At 51.2% G+C, this 18,994-nt stretch carries 19 protein-coding genes and 2 tRNA genes; 10 read left to right on the plus strand and 11 right to left on the minus strand.

Annotation, left to right across the window (positions count from 1 at the left end; translation table 11 throughout):
- Positions 1-49: 49 nt before the first annotated feature.
- Positions 50-126: transfer RNA gene (locus tag ACERJC_RS00005), tRNA-Asp, on the plus strand.
- Between the two features lie 164 nt (positions 127-290).
- On the plus strand, positions 291-1,094 hold the full coding sequence (dkgB, locus tag ACERJC_RS00010) for a 2,5-didehydrogluconate reductase DkgB (protein WP_152405802.1): 804 nt from the start codon (positions 291-293) through the stop codon (positions 1,092-1,094).
- A gap of 21 nt (positions 1,095-1,115) precedes the next feature.
- Here the strand turns inward: dkgB and yafC are convergent, their stop codons facing one another.
- The gene (gene yafC / locus ACERJC_RS00015; RefSeq protein ID WP_373670747.1) at positions 1,116-2,030 is read right to left on the minus strand and encodes a DNA-binding transcriptional regulator YafC; all 915 of its coding nucleotides are present in this window, start codon (positions 2,028-2,030) and stop codon (positions 1,116-1,118) included.
- 104 nt (positions 2,031-2,134) lie between these two features.
- Between yafC and ACERJC_RS00020 the strand changes: the two genes are divergently transcribed.
- The 3 genes from ACERJC_RS00020 (at position 2,135) to ACERJC_RS00030 (ending at position 5,092) form a co-directional block, all read left to right on the plus strand.
- A complete protein-coding gene (locus tag ACERJC_RS00020) occupies positions 2,135-3,313 on the plus strand; it encodes an MFS transporter (RefSeq protein WP_373670748.1) in 1,179 nt (392 codons plus the stop codon).
- Positions 3,314-3,444: 131 nt separating this feature from the next.
- Positions 3,445-4,245 carry an endonuclease/exonuclease/phosphatase family protein gene (locus tag ACERJC_RS00025; protein ID WP_046475869.1) on the plus strand — a complete coding sequence of 267 codons (801 nt, stop codon included), beginning with the start codon at positions 3,445-3,447 and terminating at the stop codon, positions 4,243-4,245.
- A gap of 76 nt (positions 4,246-4,321) precedes the next feature.
- Positions 4,322-5,092 carry a class I SAM-dependent methyltransferase gene (locus ACERJC_RS00030; RefSeq protein WP_373670749.1) on the plus strand — a complete coding sequence of 257 codons (771 nt, stop codon included), beginning with the start codon at positions 4,322-4,324 and terminating at the stop codon, positions 5,090-5,092.
- A 48-nt stretch (positions 5,093-5,140) separates the two neighbouring features.
- On the opposite strand, the gene mltD is transcribed toward ACERJC_RS00030, so the two are convergent.
- Both mltD and gloB read right to left on the minus strand, forming a co-directional pair.
- Positions 5,141-6,508 (minus strand): murein transglycosylase D, encoded by a 1,368-nt coding sequence (gene mltD / locus ACERJC_RS00035; protein WP_152405798.1) that lies wholly within the window; start codon positions 6,506-6,508, stop codon positions 5,141-5,143.
- A 71-nt stretch (positions 6,509-6,579) separates the two neighbouring features.
- A complete protein-coding gene (gene gloB / locus ACERJC_RS00040; RefSeq protein WP_373670750.1) occupies positions 6,580-7,335 on the minus strand; it encodes a hydroxyacylglutathione hydrolase in 756 nt (251 codons plus the stop codon).
- Positions 7,336-7,372: 37 nt separating this feature from the next.
- Between gloB and ACERJC_RS00045 the strand changes: the two genes are divergently transcribed.
- The gene (locus tag ACERJC_RS00045; protein ID WP_373670751.1) at positions 7,373-8,095 is read left to right on the plus strand and encodes a class I SAM-dependent methyltransferase; all 723 of its coding nucleotides are present in this window, start codon (positions 7,373-7,375) and stop codon (positions 8,093-8,095) included.
- Here ACERJC_RS00045 and rnhA read toward each other — a convergent pair.
- Entirely contained in the window at positions 8,092-8,559 is a 468-nt protein-coding gene (gene rnhA, locus ACERJC_RS00050) for a ribonuclease HI (protein ID WP_046475879.1), read from the minus strand. The two genes, ACERJC_RS00045 and rnhA, sit on opposite strands and share 4 nt — an antisense overlap.
- A gap of 64 nt (positions 8,560-8,623) precedes the next feature.
- On the opposite strand from rnhA, the gene dnaQ reads away from it, so the two are divergent.
- From dnaQ to mdcG, 3 genes are all read left to right on the plus strand, one after another.
- Entirely contained in the window at positions 8,624-9,352 is a 729-nt protein-coding gene (dnaQ, locus tag ACERJC_RS00055) for a DNA polymerase III subunit epsilon (RefSeq protein WP_152405795.1), read from the plus strand.
- A gap of 131 nt (positions 9,353-9,483) precedes the next feature.
- A tRNA-Asp gene (locus ACERJC_RS00060) sits at positions 9,484-9,560 on the plus strand.
- A 281-nt stretch (positions 9,561-9,841) separates the two neighbouring features.
- Complete coding sequence (gene mdcG / locus ACERJC_RS00065; protein WP_152405794.1) at positions 9,842-10,492, plus strand: malonate decarboxylase holo-[acyl-carrier-protein] synthase; 651 nt, start codon at positions 9,842-9,844, stop codon at positions 10,490-10,492.
- Positions 10,493-10,514: 22 nt separating this feature from the next.
- On the opposite strand, the gene ACERJC_RS00070 is transcribed toward mdcG, so the two are convergent.
- The 3 genes from ACERJC_RS00070 to ACERJC_RS00080 form a co-directional block, all read right to left on the minus strand.
- Positions 10,515-11,615, minus strand: a complete 1,101-nt coding sequence (locus tag ACERJC_RS00070; RefSeq protein ID WP_373670752.1) for a porin — start codon at positions 11,613-11,615, stop codon at positions 10,515-10,517.
- 127 nt (positions 11,616-11,742) lie between these two features.
- Positions 11,743-12,411 (minus strand): hypothetical protein, encoded by a 669-nt coding sequence (locus ACERJC_RS00075; RefSeq protein ID WP_132731142.1) that lies wholly within the window; start codon positions 12,409-12,411, stop codon positions 11,743-11,745.
- 15 nt (positions 12,412-12,426) lie between these two features.
- The gene (locus ACERJC_RS00080) at positions 12,427-13,134 is read right to left on the minus strand and encodes a DUF5058 family protein (protein ID WP_152405792.1); all 708 of its coding nucleotides are present in this window, start codon (positions 13,132-13,134) and stop codon (positions 12,427-12,429) included.
- Between the two features lie 395 nt (positions 13,135-13,529).
- Between ACERJC_RS00080 and ACERJC_RS00085 the strand changes: the two genes are divergently transcribed.
- Complete coding sequence (locus ACERJC_RS00085) at positions 13,530-14,969, plus strand: amidase (RefSeq protein ID WP_373670753.1); 1,440 nt, start codon at positions 13,530-13,532, stop codon at positions 14,967-14,969.
- Between the two features lie 182 nt (positions 14,970-15,151).
- Here the strand turns inward: ACERJC_RS00085 and ACERJC_RS00090 are convergent, their stop codons facing one another.
- The 4 genes from ACERJC_RS00090 to ACERJC_RS00105 all read right to left on the minus strand — a co-directional run bounded on the left by ACERJC_RS00090 (position 15,152) and on the right by ACERJC_RS00105 (position 18,980).
- Positions 15,152-15,367: an acyl-CoA carboxylase biotin carboxyl carrier protein subunit gene (locus ACERJC_RS00090; RefSeq protein WP_152405790.1), complete on the minus strand. Its 216-nt coding sequence runs from the start codon at positions 15,365-15,367 to the stop codon at positions 15,152-15,154.
- Between the two features lie 219 nt (positions 15,368-15,586).
- Positions 15,587-16,690, minus strand: a complete 1,104-nt coding sequence (locus ACERJC_RS00095; RefSeq protein WP_373670754.1) for an acyl carrier protein — start codon at positions 16,688-16,690, stop codon at positions 15,587-15,589.
- A 120-nt stretch (positions 16,691-16,810) separates the two neighbouring features.
- Positions 16,811-17,692: a biotin-independent malonate decarboxylase subunit gamma gene (gene mdcE, locus ACERJC_RS00100; protein WP_373670755.1), complete on the minus strand. Its 882-nt coding sequence runs from the start codon at positions 17,690-17,692 to the stop codon at positions 16,811-16,813.
- A gap of 10 nt (positions 17,693-17,702) precedes the next feature.
- The gene (locus ACERJC_RS00105) at positions 17,703-18,980 is read right to left on the minus strand and encodes a biotin-independent malonate decarboxylase subunit beta (RefSeq protein ID WP_373670756.1); all 1,278 of its coding nucleotides are present in this window, start codon (positions 18,978-18,980) and stop codon (positions 17,703-17,705) included.
- Positions 18,981-18,994 lie beyond the last annotated feature (14 nt).

Raw genomic sequence — 18,994 nt, forward strand, 5'->3', positions numbered from 1 at the left:
ATTAAGCAGTAAACTGGTGTAAAAATCAGTGGTTGTAGAAAAATTCGGTGGAGCGGTAGTTCAGTTGGTTAGAATACCTGCCTGTCACGCAGGGGGTCGCGGGTTCGAGTCCCGTCCGTTCCGCCACTTATTAAGAGCCCTGAGTTAACGCTCAGGGCTTTTTCTTTGTCTGAAATCCCATTATTGCTAAAAACGCAAAAATCCTCTGCTTTTTCCGCTCTTTTTCCGCACAACGTAAAACGTCATAATCCTCCCAGTTAACGAACACGATGAATTAAAGAGGAATTATTATGACTATCCCTGCATTCGGTTTAGGTACCTTCCGTCTTAAGGACGATGTGGTTATTGCATCTGTAAAAACGGCTCTGGAGCTCGGTTACCGCGCTGTCGATACTGCACAAATCTATGATAATGAAGCTGCAGTTGGTCAGGCGATTGCTGAGAGCGGTGTTCCGCGCAATGAACTGTACATCACGACCAAGATCTGGATTGAGAATCTGAGCAAAGACAAGCTGATCCCCAGCCTGAAAGAGAGCCTGAAAAAACTGCGTACTGATTATGTTGATTTGACGCTGATCCACTGGCCTTCTCCGAACGATGCCGTTTCGGTTGAAGAATTCATGCAGGCGCTGCTGGAAGCGAAAAAGCAGGGGCTGACGCGTGAAATCGGTATCTCTAACTTCACCATTCCGCTGATGGAAAAAGCTATTGCTGCGGTTGGCGCTGAAAACATCGCGACCAACCAGATCGAACTGTCCCCATACCTGCAAAATGGTAAAGTGGTTAACTGGGCGAAGGAGCACGGTATCCACATCACCTCTTACATGACGCTGGCGTATGGTAAAGCACTGAAAGATGATGTGATTGCCCGTATCGCAACGAAACACAATGCCACCGCTGCCCAGGTGATCCTGGCATGGGCAATGGGGGAAGGTTATTCGGTCATTCCGTCATCGACTAAGCGTGAAAACCTGGCGAGCAACCTGCTGGCGTTGGATCTGACGTTAGATGCCGAAGATAAAAAAGCGATCGCTGCTCTGGATTGCAACGATCGTCTGGTAAGCCCGGAAGGTCTGGCGCCACAGTGGGATTAATAGAGTAACCCCTGAGTGCCTTTAACCCTCTTTGACAGCTCCTCCGGGAGCTGTTTTTATATGTTCACTCAGGAAGTCGATAAAGGCTCGAATACGCGTACTCACGGCACGATCGCTGTAATAGACCGCGCTGAACGGCATCTCCACAGGCAAGCGTTTATCTGCCATCAGTTCCACCAGTTCACCCCGTGCGATTTCCCGATCAATCATATAGTCTGACAGGCAGGCAATGCCGTTTCCACTGAGGCATAGTTGTTTAAGCGTTTCGCCGCTGTTTGACGAAATTCCACATGCAATCTCGTGAAGTTGGCCATCGTTGCAGGCAATGGGCCAGGTGTTTAGCGACACGGGTTCGGTGAAGCCCAGACACAGGTGTTCCTTCAGTTCTTCGACCGTTTCTGGCCTACCAAAGCGATCAAGGTAGTCTGGCGAGGCGATAATCTTCCGATAGCTGGTAAATAGCGGTCGGGCGCGCAGACTGGAATCCGTCAGCGTGCCCGCCCGGATTGCAACATCGACTTTCCTCTCGATCAGGTTGATGAAGGTTTCAGAGGAGACAAGAGAAAGGGTAATTTCCGGATAACGTTCGCGGAAAGGCTTTATTAACGGCATCAGAAAGTGCAGCATCACCGGCGTGGCGGCGTCAATACGCAGCACACCGCGTGGAGTATTGCGTGTCTCCATGATTTCCGTCTCTGCTGCCGCCATCTCCTGTAACAAAGACTGGACGCGGCGAAAATAACGTTCGCCTTCTTCTGTCAGACTGAGTTGCCGCGTCGTCCGGTTGAGTAAACTCACGCCGAGCTTCATTTCCAGCTTTTTGACCGCCCGGCTTACCGCAGAGTTTGCCTGACCTAACTGTTCCGCCGCCCGGCTGAAACTTCCGCTTTCTACCACGGAAACAAAAATGGCGAGTTCTTCTGAGGTTGCTTTCATTTTTGCACCTGAAGCAAAATTATATTGATATTTTGGATATTTTTGTTATTAAAACATCCCGGCATACTGCGTGTCATCCGAATATTGATGATATGGAGTGATTTATGCCTCTCGCGTTATTTGCGCTAACAATAAGTGCCTTTGCTATTGGCACAACCGAATTTGTGATTGTGGGTCTGGTGCCGACAATTGCCGAACAATTGGCCATCTCCCTGCCTTCTGCAGGAATGCTGGTTTCCATCTACGCTCTGGGCGTGGCGATTGGTGCACCGGTACTAACGGCGTTGACCGGGCGACTGCCGCGTAAGCAGTTGCTGGTTGCGCTGATGGTGCTGTTCACGGCGGGAAATTTGCTGGCATGGCAGGCACCTGGCTATATGACCCTGATTGCGGCCCGTTTGCTTACCGGTCTGGCTCATGGCGTGTTCTTCTCCATTGGTTCCACCATTGCCACCAGTCTGGTGGCAAAAGAGAAAGCGGCTTCAGCCATCGCTATTATGTTTGGTGGTCTGACTGTTGCTCTGGTAACCGGGGTTCCTCTGGGGACGTTCATCGGTCAGCATTTTGGCTGGCGCGAAACGTTCCTGGCGGTTTCAGTGTTAGGTGTTATTGCATTGATCAGCAGCCAGTGGCTTATTCCAGCGAACATCCCAGGGCGCGCGGCGGCGACACTGCGTGACCAGATGAGCGTCTTAACGCACCCACGTTTGCTGATCATCTATACGATCACAGCGTTGGGCTATGGCGGCGTCTTTACCGCGTTTACCTTTCTGGCACCGATAATGCAGGATCTGGCCGGTTTCTCACCTGCCGCGGTGAGTTGGATCTTATTAGGCTATGGCGTATCGGTGGCGGCAGGCAACATCTGGGGAGGAAAACTGGCGGATAAACATGGCGCGGTGCCTGCACTGAAACTCATTTTCGCCGCACTGTTTGTCCTGCTGATCGTCTTTCAGTTTACTGCCTCTACGCAGTACGTTGCGCTGGCAACAGTACTGGTGATGGGGATCTTCGCCTTCGGTAATGTACCGGGCCTGCAGGTCTATGTGGTGCAAAAAGCCGAGCAATTTACGCCGAACGCGGTAGATGTGGCATCCGGACTTAACATCGCGGCCTTTAACATCGGGATTGCGATTGGTTCCGTTGTCGGTGGACAGACGGTGGAACACTTTGGTTTGGCACAGGCTCCGTGGATTGGGGCGTTGATTGTGTTGGGGGCCTTTCTGTTGACAGGCGTTAGCGGTCGACTGGATAAACCCGCTCGCGTTGCCGTGCTGGGCTAAGGTCTTGATGTAAGCGCATGCTTACAAAACAATCTGCAATTGGTCGTTGAAAGTGTGAGCTAAAATCCCTATAACAGAAGAACCAGTCCGGCACCGGACTGGTTGACGTTACAGAGGTTTGAAAGTCAAAAGTGCGAAAAAACACCTATGCCATGCGCTATGTTGCCGGACAACCCGCTGAGCGGATTTTGCCGCCAGGGTCATTTTCGAGCATCGGCCAGGCATTACCCGCCGGGGCGCCGTTAAGCAGTGAAGATCGGATCCGTATCCTGGTGTGGAATATTTTTAAGCAGCAGCGAGCGGAATGGCTTTCGGTGCTGAAGAATTTTGGCAAAGATGCGCACCTGGTGTTGTTACAGGAAGCACAGACGACGCCGGAGCTGGTGAGGTTTGCGACGGCGAATTATCTGGCAGCCGATCAGGTTCCGGCATTTGTTCTGCCACAGCATCCGTCAGGCGTGATGACGCTCTCATCTGCGCATCCCGTGTACTGTTGCCCGCTTCGCGAGCGTGAACCTATCCTGCGACTGGCGAAGTCGGCGCTGGTTACCGTCTATCCGTTACCAGATACGCGACTGTTGATGGTCGTTAACATTCATGCGGTTAACTTTAGTCTGGGGGTCGATGTGTATAGTAAGCAGTTACTTCCAATCGGTGACCAGATTGCGCATCACAGTGGGCCGGTGATTATGGCCGGAGATTTCAATGCCTGGAGCCGACGCCGCATGAATGCGCTGTATCGCTTCGCGCGTGAAATGTCGCTGCGGCAGGTACGTTTTACTGACGATCAGCGCCGTCGCGCGTTTGGTCGCCCGCTGGATTTTGTTTTTTATCGTGGCCTGAACGTCAGCGAAGCTTCTGTACTGGTTACGCGCGCATCCGATCACAATCCGCTACTCGTTGAATTCAGTCCCGGCAAACCTGAGCAGTAAGGTGTGTCAGGTCTGCCGTTGGGGCAGACCTGTAGTGGTGCTGCCCTTTATCTTGCAAACAACCAAGGACAGCATAATGACAACACACTCCCACCACGACAACGTCGAAAAGCAGTTTGGCTCCCAGGCTAACGCCTATTTAACCAGTGCCGTGCATGCGTCTGGTCGCGACTTACAGCGACTGGCTGAGCGTCTGTCTGCCTTCCCACAGGCCAGCGTACTGGACATGGGCTGTGGCGCCGGGCATGCCAGCTTTATCGCCGCTCAGAATGTGAAACAGGTGGTGGCTTACGATTTATCTTCGCAGATGCTCGAGGTCGTTGCACAGGCGGCAAAAGAGAAGGGATTAGCCAACATCACCACCAGGCAGGGGTATGCTGAAAGCCTGCCTTTTGAAGATGGCGTCTTTGATGTTGTCATCAGTCGTTACTCGGCGCATCACTGGCATGATGTCGGCAGAGCGCTGCGTGAAGTCAATCGGGTATTAAAACCGGGCGGTGTGTTGATTATTATGGATGTGATGTCCCCAGGGCATCCGGTCCGCGATGTCTGGTTACAGACGGTTGAAGCCTTGCGCGACACCTCGCACGTTCGCAACTATTCCAGCGGTGAGTGGTTGGCACTGATGAATGACGCGAACCTGATTGTCGATTCGTTGATAACCGATCGTTTGCCGCTGGAATTCAGTTCATGGGTGGCGAGAATGCGTACGCCTGCTGAACTGGTGGACGCCATTCGCCTCTATCAGATGAGTGCCTCCGCAGAGGTGAAAACCTACTTCGCCTTACAGGACGAGGGATCGTTTACCAGCGATACAATCATGGCCGAAGCACATAAAGCGGCATAAATAAAAAAGGCACCGGGGGAAATCGGTGCCTTTTAATATTGCGAGCTATCAGGAGTCTGGCGTGTTGTTGTTTTTCACAAACAACGTCAGTTGATCGCCGGGCTTCAGATTGTCCGTATCGTTGTTCCAGCGCATGACATCTTTGATGTTAACGCCGTGACGTTTGGCAATGCTCGAAAGCGAATCGCCCTTACGTACACGATAGGTAATACTGTCGCTGTTTTTAGCCAGCAATTGTGCACTGTTACCTGCACCGACCGTCAGACTTTGGCCCACTTTCAGCGTTGAACCGCGCAATTTGTTCCACTGCTGCAGATCCTTCGTGCTTACGCCAAGGCGTGAAGCAATGCCGGAAAGCGTATCGCCAGAACGAACGGTATAGCTACGGCTGTTCAGCGGAGTGTTATCTGCCACCAACGTAGACTGTACGGCTGCAATTTCGCCGGCTGCCAGAGATTCACGCAATTTCTCTGCATGCTTCTTTGGTACCATCACGTATTGCGGGCCGCTTGCGCCCAACGTGGAGCCTTTTACACCAGCATTAAATGTCTTCAGCTTGCTGACGGGAATACCCGCCATATCGGCAACCTGCGCCATTTCAACCGGACTGCTTAAACGAACACGCGCCAGTGCACGGCTTTCGTCTGTGGTTGGCAGACGTACGCCATAACGTTTGCTGTTCTTGAGAATATCACTCAGAGCCAGCATTTTTGGCACGTACAGCTTCGTTTCCTGAGGCAATGGCAACGACCAGAAATCGGTGGATTTCCCACGCGCTTTGTTCGTTTTAATCGCCTTCATGACCCGACCTTCGCCGCTATTATAAGCCGCAACGGTCAGCAGCCAGTCGCCGTCAAACATTTTGTTCAGACGCTGCATCATGTCGAGCGCTGCGGTTGTGGAAGCCACAACATCGCGACGCGCGTCATAACTGCGGGTCTGTTTTAAACCATAATTGCGCCCCGTGCTCGGAATGATCTGCCAGATGCCTGCGGCATTGGCGCCAGACGTCGCGTGAGGATCAAAAGCGCTCTCCACTATGGGTAGTAGTACCAGTTCCATCGGCATGTTACGTTTCTTAACTTGCCCGGCTATCCAGTACATATACGGCTCTGCCCGTAAAGTTACATCGTGGAGATAGCTCTTATTGCGTAAATATTTCTGTTTTTGTTCGCGAATCCGGTCATTTTCCGGAATTCCCATCTTTAGCTCGTCGCCAATGAAAGCCCACAGGTCTTGATCCGGCGCGAGGGACGTCCCATCGTCCATCCATCGTGCCTGACTCGTAAACTTTCCTGCTTCCCCTTGACCAGCTGCAGAAAGGCTCTGTGCGTGCTGTTGGACATTGCCGGCGTTTTGAGACGACTGGCAACCCACGAGCAGGACAGAGGCGAGTAAGATCGCTTTTGCCTTCATGTGTGTGTCAATAGTTGCTTAAAAGACGACCGATCATAACGGCGAAGTTTTGAAAAGGCAACCCGGAATTATCAGAAGCTGTCTTTCTTTGACCTTAACCAGGCAAATCGCTCTTCAGGGTGTTGCAATATTGTTTCTTTGTTAATTTCATTAATTAAATCAATATCTTCCGTTCTTAAAAAAATATTATTTTTCCGCTCATTTTTCAGAATAACGGGTAGTGTTATTTGTTTTTTTACCCGTAACTCATTAACTTTACGATAATAATCATTTATGTACGAATCGTGCGGTAGTATGCTCAGTGAAAACGTTAAATTTGCTAAAGTATACTCGTGGGCGCAACAAATAAGCGTATCGTCAGGAAGTGCGGATATTTTCTTAAGTGATTGATACATCTGGCTGGCTGTACCTTCGAACAAGCGTCCACAGCCGCCTGAGAACAGCGTATCACCGCAGAAAAGATAAGGATGACTGAAGTAACAGATATGTCCTAAAGTGTGACCGGGTGTAGCAAATACAGTAAATTCATGCCCCAAAATGAGGGCGGAATCGCCATCTTCGACTATATGAGTGACCCCCTTATCTTGTGTCTCTGCCGGTCCATAAACCACTAGTTTAGGAAAGTTCTGTACCAGTTCTTTCACGCCACCGACGTGGTCGTGATGATGGTGGGTGAGTAAAATGGCCTCTGGCTGCCACTGGTTTTCGGCAATGGCTTTTAACACCGGCGCGGCGTCACCCGGGTCCACGATCAGGCAACGTCCTTCATCATTACTCAGAACCCAGATGTAATTGTCCTGAAACGCCGGAATACTGTTAAGATTCATAAATTACCTCTCTATCTATGCATAACGGATGGTTGTGATGAAACCGGCAAGGAACCCTCAAACAGTCGTAGCACCCGATCGCTGGAGCGATTTGCCCTGGGGAGAGTACTATCGTGAGGCGCTGGAAAAACAGCTTAACCCGTGGTTTGCAAAAATGTATGGTTTTCACCTGCTTAAGGTGGGCAATTTGAGTGCGGAAATCAACTCAGAAGCCTGTGCGGTTTCACATCAGGTTAATGTTTCTGCCAAAGGCTCGCCGATCCAGGTTCAGGCCGACCCGCTACATCTACCTTTTGCCGATAAATCTGTCGATGTCTGTCTGCTGGCGCACACGCTGCCCTGGTGCACCGATCCCCATCGCCTGTTGCGTGAAGCCGATCGGGTACTCATTGATGATGGCTGGCTGGTGCTGAGCGGATTCAACCCGGTCAGCCTGATGGGACTGCGCAAACTGGTGCCGGTACTGCGTAAATCTTCGCCTTATAATAGTCGTATGTTTACACTGATGCGGCAATTGGACTGGCTGTCGCTGCTGAATTTTGAGGTGCTGTACTATAGCCGTTTTCACGTATTGCCGTGGAAAAAGCAGGGGGGAAAGATGTTAAGCGCACACCTTCCCGCGCTGGGCTGTATGCAGGTGATTGTCGCGCGTAAGCGAACGATTCCACTTACGCTTAATCCGATGAAACAGAGCAAAGCGAAAGCGCGTATACCTCAGGCCGTCGGCGCGACCCGGCAGTATCGCAAGCCGGACGTTTAGGCTTCGGGCTGATAGCCAACATCTTCCTGGGTTGGGTTCATGGCGGCGGCACGGGCAAGTTCATCACAACGCTCGTTTTCCGGATGACCAGCATGGCCTTTTACCCATTCCCATTTGATCTGATGCTGACCGAGCGCGGCATCAAGACGTTTCCAGAGATCGACGTTTTTTACCGGCTTTTTGTCGGCGGTTTTCCAGCCGCGTTTTTTCCAGTTGTGGATCCATTGGGTGATCCCCTGGCGCACATACTGGCTGTCGGTGCTCAAAATGACTTCGCACTGTTCTTTCAGGGCTTCCAGGGCGACTATCGCTGCCATTAGTTCCATGCGATTATTGGTCGTGAGGGTATAGCCCTCATTAAAGGTTTTTTCGCGTCCGCGATAGCGTAAAATTGCACCGTAACCGCCCGGACCTGGATTGCCCAGGCACGAACCGTCGGTGAAAATTTCTACCTGTTTAAGCATCTCTGGTAGACTTCCTGTAATTGAATCGAACCGTAAAACGACAAGTCTGACATAAATGACCGCTATGAGCACTGCAATTACACGACAGATCGTTCTCGATACCGAAACCACCGGTATGAACCAGATTGGCGCGCACTACGAAGGGCACAAGATCATTGAGATCGGTGCTGTCGAGGTGGTGAACCGCCGTCTGACGGGAAATAACTTCCATGTCTATCTGAAGCCCGACCGGCTGGTGGATCCGGAAGCGTTCGGCGTACACGGGATTGCGGATGAGTTTCTGCTGGATAAGCCGACGTTTGCCGAGGTGGCGGATGAGTTTCTCGACTATATCCGCGGGGCGGAGTTGGTCATTCATAACGCGTCGTTTGATATCGGCTTTATGGACTACGAGTTCGGCAAGCTCAATCGCGATATCCCGAAAACGAACACCTTCTGTAAAGTCACGGATAGTCTGGCGCTGGCGAGGAAGATGTTTCCTGGTAAGCGTAACAGTCTGGATGCGTTGTGCTCGCGTTATGAGATAGACAACAGCAAGCGTACGCTGCACGGCGCATTGCTTGATGCCCAAATTCTGGCCGATGTTTATCTGATGATGACCGGCGGTCAGACGACGATGGCGTTTTCGATGGAAGGTGAAGCCCAGCAGCAGGGCAATACGGGGATCCAGCGCCTTGTGCGTCAGGCCAGCAAGTTACGCGTCGTTTTCGCCACTGATGAGGAAGTCGCGGCCCATGAATCGCGCCTCGACCTGGTGGAAAAGAAAGGGGGAAGTTGCCTCTGGCGGGCGTAGAAAGCCTGTTTATGAGGTAAAAATCGTCGCCCGGGCGATTTTTACAGCAAACGATTAAAAACGCGAGAAAAAGCGTTGACGAGGTGCATGGCAATCCGTAATATTCGCTTCGTTCCCAAGTGGAACAACGCGGAGCGGTAGTTCAGTTGGTTAGAATACCTGCCTGTCACGCAGGGGGTCGCGGGTTCGAGTCCCGTCCGTTCCGCCAAATTCTGTTCACGGGTGTTTAAATACATTCTGTGAAGATAAGAAACCGTATCACTGTTGAGGTGATGCGGTTTTTTTTCGTCTGAAATTGCTTACCTGCCTGTCAGGCTATCCGGCGTTAACAGGCCTGCGAAAAGGTCTGTGCGATCCCGCGATCGCTGTCCCTTCCATCCTCTTTTTCTCGTTTACCTTTTGCGTAATGAAAGCACCCGACGCGTTATTGACGATTCCCGGCTATGGGATAGATTTTGGGTATATTTCAAAAAGCCAGAGGAGGGATACATGCTCCAGCGTCATGATTTACTGCACATTAGCGTTCCGGCGGCTCAGCGCATTTTTTCGCGGTGGCAGACATCACGGGTTGCCTGGCAGCAGGCGTTTGTGGCGGGAGAACTGCCTGGCATTGTGCGCCGTCCTGTCGAAGGGGAATCGCAAAACGAAATTGCGCTGGGTTTTAGTTTCCCTGAACGCGTGAATGGTCAGCGTCAACGCCTCGCCAGCACCGTCATGCCGGACGAGGTGATCTGCCGCCTGACGCCATTTGAGATAGCGCAAAGAGCATTTGCCCCCCGAACACCCGCGCTCATGGCGCTGGCCGATCTGCGGGAGCGCTTTACTCTCCTGGCGTGTGTAGCGGGGGTATGGGGATCGACGGCATTAGAAATTGTCAGTGGTTTTCACTATACGGATTGTCAATCCGATCTGGATATTGTGATTGATATTTATCCTGTCGAGCAGTTGCACGACGTGTATCAGTGCCTGCTGCAACTGGAGCAAACACATCACACGCGGATTGACGTTGAGGTGCGATGGCCGACGGGATACGGCATTAATTTGAAAGAGTTCATGACGACGCAGGGACAAATACTGGGGAAGAGCCTGAACGACGTCAGGCTCTTCGATAAGCAGGCTTTGCTTGCGGGGACGATGTGACGTTAATCGCGCAAGAAAGGGATTAGAGCTGGTAAACAAAGCCGAACACGATGGTATCGTCGGTGTTCAGCTTCGTCGCCATCGTAAAGTCATCCCGGTCCAGTAAATTGATTTTATAGTTTGCGTAGGCGGCAAGCGTATCATTGAAATAATACATTGCGCCCAGGTTGATAAACTGCAGAAGATCGTGATCCCCGCGATAGCCGCTCAGATCTTTTCCTTTACTCTGCAGGTAACCGATAGAGGGTTCGAATCCGTTACTGAAACGGTATTTGGCGACCAGTTCTGTGGCATGCACTTTATTCGCGATATTTACCCCGCTACCAAAGGAGGTCATATTCGAGGTTTCACCGTACAGCGCGGCCAGATAAAGCCCATCTAAACGGTATTTTGCGCTGACCACAAACGATTCGGCATAAGGGCCGGTCGCCACATGGTTGCCATAATGTCGTTGTTCCCCGGTTCTGTTTGCATGCGTATAGACGCCGCCCAGCGACAAACCGAAATCAAAATCATAGGTCATCGACATCCCGTAGCCATCGCCGTTTTGCTTCTGGAGAATACGGCTATTATTGGTCGTGTTTTCACCTTCGGTACCGCTATTTTTCCCCTGATATTGCAGGGCAACATCGAGCCCATCAACCAGACCGAAGAAATCCCGATTACGCCATGTTGCCAGGTTCGTGGCGCGTTGTGCCATATAGGTATCGGTATGGAAAATAGTGGCGGCACCAAACTCAGGTAAAACATCGGTCCAGGCACCGAGGTCGTACATAATCCCCCAGTTGCGACCATAGTCGAGAGAACCTAATGACGAATAATTAAGACCGGCAAAGGCCAGGCGCGTCCAGGAATGTTTATCTTCCCCTTCATATTTATTGGCCTGGAACTGCATCTGGAAATTAGCATATCCGGTGAGCTGCGGGGAAATTTGAGTTTCGCCACGCAAACCGAATCGGACATAGGTATTATCCCCATTTTCGTTCGCATAATCAGAAATCAGATGCGAAGCCTGAATTTTCCCATAAACCCCCAGTCTGTTACCGTCTTTGTTATATATCTCAACGGCACTAGCAGGTACTATCATCAGGGATGAAAGAAGGAGTGCAAGTTTTTTAAACATAGAGAGTCCCTCGCAAAATAATGCGATAAATAATGTGTTGTGATTGTTTCGTTTCTGTAATTTAAAAATGGGCCGTTATTATAATAGTGCGCTAATAATTATCAGGCACATATTTTACGGCGCGGCATTACTTAACAATATTTTTCTTATAGAGCACTCTGGTTAACAACATGTTGCCGAAGATAGCTACAATAATGTAAACATAGGCCGGCAGGGTCGGGAATAAGATATAGACGATCGCTGTGACCGGTAATGCATACAGCGCAATCCTTGGTTTCATCACGGTAAACTGCCCGTACAGACAACCGAAAATAGTCGGCAGAATATAGTTTTTAACCGCAGCAATCAGTGCTGGCGGCGAAACGGACAATATCCAGTCTCCCATTAAAACGGCAAGGGTCAGAAAGAACAGGTTGGTAAAAATCGAGCCGGCGATACCCAGCGTGGAGATAATTTCCGCCTGCTTAGAACCATTTTCTACACCGACGGCCATTTGGGCTGCTGCCGAGGCCGGGAGTCGAACGTTAGAGATATTGCCTGACAGAATCCCCAGATAACTGCCTGTCAATCCCAGGATGGGATAATAAGAAAAAGGTTCAACAAAATAGAATGCGCCGAATACCATCGCAATCGACAGCCAGGAGGTTAAGGCGACCTCCAGAGGGGGATAAACGTCATACACGATGTAAAAGTAAAAGAGCGGCGCAAAGCTGGTTATCGTTGCCAGAAGGAAGCAGATCCGTCCTATCCTTATCGATGTTGCCGTCCAGTTGAGACCATCATTAGTCTGTTGCATCGTTTATTTCCTTCGTTATGAATAAAGGCTGGCCGCGACCATGCCAATGATAAGTGCAATTCCTAAGGCATACTCTTTTAGCCAGCTTATCTTTTTGCCGAGGATCGCCAGCCCGCCCATTGCGAAGAAACCGGCAAGGCATGCCACCGTTTTATCGTTCATGGCGAGGATGAAGGGGGTTGAGAGGAAGCCGAAAAGTCCCAGCATCGCCGTGACGGAGATGAGCCCCAGCCAGACTTTGTCTCCTCCGCCCATTTTTTCTCTGACCTTTTCCATCCGGTGGATGAAGAAGTATCCAACGACAATCCAGCCGCAGCTGTTGATGATTGCGGTGTAAAGTCCGGAGACCATCGCGGTTAAGTTATAATTCTCTGAACCGACCGGCGCGCCATAGGTTTCGGCTCCCAGATTGATGGCTGCCAGCTCCACCGGTGCCGCTCCAATCCCGACGAAGCGCATCCAGGTTAAAGGGCCACCGATAATTGCGGTCATACTGAACACGACCACGAAAACCGAGATAGAAGGGCCAATGGAACTGAAAATTCCGCTTCTGAGACCTTTGGTACATTGGGCCTGTGTTAAGCCTACGTTTGGTGCGTTTTTATAAGACAATCTGATATATAACGAAGCCATTACCAGGATAATGGCGCCCAGGGGCATTGCGATCCACCAAAGTATCGGATCATTAACGATAGCAATGATGTCGGCTTCATCGATCTTCATTCACGAACACTCCTTTATTAACATCACCTATGAAATAATTCACGAGTGAGAAAAATACAATGAATGTATATAGAACGTTAAATACATTCGGTTCTGTCAGGGGCTGGCATTTTTTCTAAAAGTGTCATTTAATGTATATCGAAACGAACTTACCTAAAATGTTATGAGAATCACAAATATTACAACGTTGCTTTTAAGGTAATGGCGTTACATTTAAAGTAACGGGATTGAAAATATCATGATGCTAATGTTGAGATCAGTCACAATACGTCATGGGATTAATTTGATAATAAATGTTGTCCTACAACTTATCCTGCTGCAACGAATGGAGTTGTATGGATGTTCTTAAATAAACGCGAATGCGTTTGCAGGAAAAATCAATTTCAGAGGGCAACATGAATAAAATCAATAATCCGATTACGGAAATGAGCGCCCTGGCGCTTTCCGACAGCATCAAATCCAGGGAGGTATCATGTGTTGAAGTCATGAATGCTTATTTGGATAAAATTGAAATCCTTAACCCAAAAGTCAATGCCATTGTCTCCTTACAGGACCGGGATGATTTAGTGGAGCAGGCCAGAAATAAGGATAAACAACTGGCCAATGGTCAGTATATGGGGTGGATGCACGGATTTCCTCATGCCGTTAAGGATTTATCTGCGGTAAAAGGGATTACTCTGACAAACGGTTCTCCTATTTTTAAAGATTTCATCGCGCCTAACGATTCGGTTATGGTTGAACGCATCAGAAACAAAGGGGCCATTTTTATCGGTAAAACGAACACGCCGGAGTTTGGGCTGGGTTCGAACACGATAAATAACGTTTTTGGCACGACCTGGAACGCCTGGGATCAGACGAAATCTTCGGGAGGCAGCAGTGGCGGCGCGGCGGTTGCGCTGGCATTGCAGATGCTACCGGTGGCGGACGGCAGTGACATGATGGGTTCGCTGCGTAATCCTGCGGCCTGGAACAACATCATTGGTTTCAGACCGAGTCAGGGACGCGTACCCTTTGGGCCGACACCAGAGGTTTTTGTGAGCCAGTTGGGGCTTGAAGGGCCAATGGGGCGTAACGTCGCGGATACGGCTCGATTGCTGCAAACCCAGTCGGGCTATGATGCGCGAGTTCCACTGTCGCTAGGTCAACCTCTGGCACCATTCACCCCGCCTGAGCGCAAACTGCGCATTGGCTGGCTTGCCGATTTAAATGGCGCGCTGCCGATGGAAGAGGGCGTCCTGAGTCTTTGCGAAAACGCCTTAAAAGTCTTTGAGAAACTTGGCCACAGTGTCGAACCTGTAAAACTGGATGTCACGGCTGAACAGATGTGGGAGACCTGGCTGGTCTGGCGTCACTGGATTGTCTCCAACGGTTTACGTCCACTGTATGACAAACCTGAAACCCGCGCGTTGCTGAAACCGCAGGCGGTCTGGGAAGTTGAGGGTGGACTGGAATTGACGGCTCGTGATGCCTACCTCGCCTCCGTGCAGCGGAGCACTATCTACCAGGCGTTCAATAAGCTGTTCGCGGAATATGACATTGTTGTTCTGCCGACGGCGCAAATCTTCCCCTTCGATCCTTCTCAACACTCACCGCAGGAAGTGGCAGGAAAACAAATGGATACGTATCACCGCTATATGGAAGTGGTGGTTCCTGCAACCCTGATTGGTAGTCCATCCCTTAGCGTTCCAGTAGGCTTCAATGCACAGGGATTGCCGATGGGGATGCAACTGATTGGGCCTCATGCCCATGATATGGAAGTGTTGAGCATTGGTCAGATCTACGAACAAGAAACACGCTGGAATCTGGATTATCGGCCGAAACTGCTACAGCCATAATTATTGATAATTAACCATTTGCCTCTTACCGGGATGCTTATCCCGGTTTTTTGCGCTGAATTAAGTAATGAATATCACAACCAGAAATAAAGGCCAGCAGGGGACGCAGACAGGAAATTACGGAATAAAAAGTTACGCCACTGAAAACAGTGGCGTGTGAGAAAAGCGGCGTGGCTTAAATTTTAGGATTCAATCTCAAATAATGGCGAACCCGGGTTAACACGGTCACCCACGTTCACCGAAATAGATTTAATGGTACCGGCTTCATGTGCAGGGATGGGCATTTTCATTTTCATGGCTTCCATTACCAGAACCTGTTGACCTTTGGCAACGCTATCACCCACAGCACACAGGATTTCTTCAACAATGCCAGGTACTTTTGATTTCATTTCAGACATAACGACATCCTTTTTTTATGAGAAATAATTAAATAATTTACGAGGCAAAAAACCTGGTATCCTGAAAACGATTTATTATTATCGTTACGATGATAATTACCTGTTCAAAGAATAATTTCAATGACAGGCGGCCTGGTTTTCGCCAACATAAATGATGCTTGGTTACCTAAAAGGTAACGATATTGCGACCTGCATTTATTAACACTGGCAACAGAATTGCTAGCGGCGTTTTAGCCACGCCGGATCGCTCTTGGATTGCCTTTCATAAGTGAGCTGCGCCTGTACCAGCGTATCAAACAGTCCGGTGGCAACCGGACCGCGAATCGTCGCCACGCACGCTGGAGCCGGTGTTTCATCCGGTGGCTGACCGGGAACCAGTTTTAATTCGGTGACATCGGCGGTGAGCACCAGATTTGTGGCGACTTTGACAATACATCCCTTAATGCGAAGCAGCGTGCGAGCGGTTCTTTCCATCAGTTCGCGAGAATGGCACGGGGTGGCTGCGATCACCACTTCGTAATTTGGCTGCGTACGTTGTCTTTTATAAGTCAGTAATTTTCCCTGTGTGTTGCAGATATGCCCCTGAGGACTGACCGGGAAGCTGTCGCCAGTCGGTAATCCCCCTACGATCATCTCGACATACTCCTGACCATACGGAGACGCCACCAGACTCAGATCATCGCGCAGAAACTGGCCATCCAGCGTCAGCCAACCGAATTCCTGGCTGCCATAGAGATCGTGGACGGTAAAATTAAACTCGCTGGCGAGTTCCAGCAATTCCGGATCCAGAGGCGTTCCGGCAGCAAGCAGACACAGTTTTTCAGGCAATAACCCGGCGAGATCCATCGTTTTTGCCTGCTTTAGCGTGGCGCGCAGAAACGAAGACTCTCCCAGTACGACCTGGTAATTTTCTTTGATCAGCGCCAGCAGCAGGGCATCCTGGCAGGAACGCAACAAAAAGCCGTGGCTAACGCCTGCTTCAACCAGCGAATCCGGCGTAAAGACGTTGATCAGCGGGGCATAGGTCACCAGCATCCGATCGCCAGGTATAATGCCCGCAAGCTGAAGTGCTTTGCAGCCTGCCGCAATCCGCTGTGGCCTCTCCTCATGCGTGATGCCGACAATGTTCTGAAATGCGCTGGAGCCCGTAGTAAAGGTCACGCAGGCCAGGTTTAACGGCGTATGGATCTGTTCAATCACATGCGCGCTGGTGGGGCCGTCGATGCCCTTGCTACCTAAGGTTCGCTGAGGCATCTGCGCTAGTGTGGGCACGGTACTGATCTCCTGTACCATCATTTCCAGCATCCTGAGTTTATCCTGCATTCGCAACCTCCCTACGGTGTGAACCGACAGCCCGTGAATCCTGCGTTACCCCGGGGGAACGCGGCTGATGCATTCCCCCGAAGAACTTGCTCACTTTCCTTGGTGCGAAACCGTCTGGCTTTACGCCTGGATATAACGCTCCGCGACATCCTCGAACTGCTGCTGCATCAACGCTTGTACCGCAGTACGAATCTTACGTCCCCCGCGATGGAAACCGAGTCTTCCGCGACCTTCAGGGCCAAGCAGATGTTGCTGCCCTTCGCATTTTAACGCCCGAATTTCTGTCATGTGCTGAAGCAGCGCATCGTGCATCTGGTCGAGCTCATCGATCTGCTGTTCTATACCGCCGAGATGGTAAAAGAACTGCGGACCTGCGGCAAAAACCGGATTACTGGTCGCCAACTCGCTCAGCCGCTCCAGACTTTGCCGGGTGATGCGCGCAATACTGGTAAGCGGCATAACGTGGATCATCGTGTTGAATTTGCTGCTGAGACTCAGAATACGATCTGCCTGTAAGCCGTGGCACAGGAATGCGCCACTGATGGCACGACCGATCACCAGCGCAATGACGGGATGTCCTGCTTTACGGGCCTCAGCCAGCGCCAGCTGATAAGCCCCCGTAGCCTTATTCATACCAATAATTTCTTCGACTTTGCCCGGCCCGTTCCCCGGGGTATCGACGATCAGCAGCAATGTCCGTTTGTCAGCGATGGGTTTGTTGGCGTCGGCGGCAATCGAGCAATACACGGCGCGGGCCATTTTGTACGCCTCTTCCAGGCCGATAATGCCGGCATAGACCACTGGAAAGCGCGGATTGAAAGCCATTGCGTCATTGGCGATGACCGTGCAGGTGCGTCCCCCCAGTTGCGCAGAACCCACCACCGCACCTGGACCGTAGTCTTCGCAAGGGAGGGTAAAGGCCGGTAACTGATTTTCCTGAAAACTGTCGGGATCGACCAGCATGTCGATAGCGGCGCGTCCCTGACCCATTAAAGTCTCCATTGTTTTCTCCTTAGCGATCGGATGTAGAAGGGGTGAAGCGTCGGGTCGTGGCTAAAAACGCGTCCAGCGACATATCCACCAGTGCCTGCGGGGGTTCATTGCCAGCCGCCCGCCAGACATCGACTGAATCCGTTGGCTGGAGTTCACTGACCGCCGCGACCGTGGCCATCTGCCTGGAAACCAGTTCAGGGCTGCCGATCCGCCTTAATGCTTCGATCTCCGCCATGGTCATTCCGGCAATCTTCTGCACCTGGGCGCGGAAAGCGTCAATGCTGTCTTCAACAAGGAAATTACAGTCGCCCATGATGTATTTATGTTTCCCCCCGGTAGTGCGGAACACCAGGGCGCGATCTGAGGCGTCAAATTCGTCGCGCCCCATTTCTTGCTCAATGACTTCCGGGCCGGTTAGCCCAATGCGACTGAACTGGCTCATGACGATGACGTCGGTGGCGGCGGCAACGAAGCCCATGCCGCCGAAACATCCCAGCTTACTGCCCACCAGTGCCACGACCGGGATTTTGTGGCGAAGATCCTGAAGCAAGTCCATCACCTCGGCGTGGGCCAGCAAACCCGCGTTCGCCTCATGCAACCGCACGCCGCCGGTTTCAAAAGAGATCAGCACCAGGGGACATTTTTCAGCCTGCGGTGGCGCATCGTTGTGGCTTAACCGCTGGTACAGCTCAAGCGCCAGCTTCAACGCGCCGGCCATTTTGGCACCGCCTACTTCGCCAATCGAACCACCGATAAAGCGGCCTTCCTGGGAGATAATGAGGGTCGGACGACGACCCAGCAGTCCAATTCCGGTTACGATCCCATCATCAAATTCGACAGCTTCGCCCAGCACCGGAAGATGCGGACTGGTACATCTGTCCGCCGGACCGGCTAACTCGGTAAAGGTCCCCTCATCGACTAAACCGTAAGCCCGGGTGCGAGCGTTAGCCTCGAGAAAGCTTTTGGCGCCGGAGGAGCCATTCGCGGGCTCCAGTTCAGCCAGCGCTTGCTGTAAACGTAGGGCAACGACGGCGGGCGGTGCGTTATTGTCATTAATGCTGATGAGCACATCGCCCAGTTGGCTCTCGTCGATAAAACGTGTCATGACCCGGCGCCAGATATCATCGAATCCGGTGATGGGGGTGTTGATGCAGATGTTCGCTTTGCCATTCAGGTTCTGGCTCTCAATCAATACCTCCAGATCGCCAGAACCCACGACGCCAAAATGCACCATTGGCCGGGATAACGGGCGCGGAGTCGCCGCACTACACCACATATTCAGTTGGTTTAACGCCATTTCTTCTTCTCCTG

The sequence above is a fragment of the Citrobacter telavivensis genome, from assembly GCF_041807075.1.
GTDB lineage: Bacteria > Pseudomonadota > Gammaproteobacteria > Enterobacterales > Enterobacteriaceae > Citrobacter_A > Citrobacter_A telavivensis.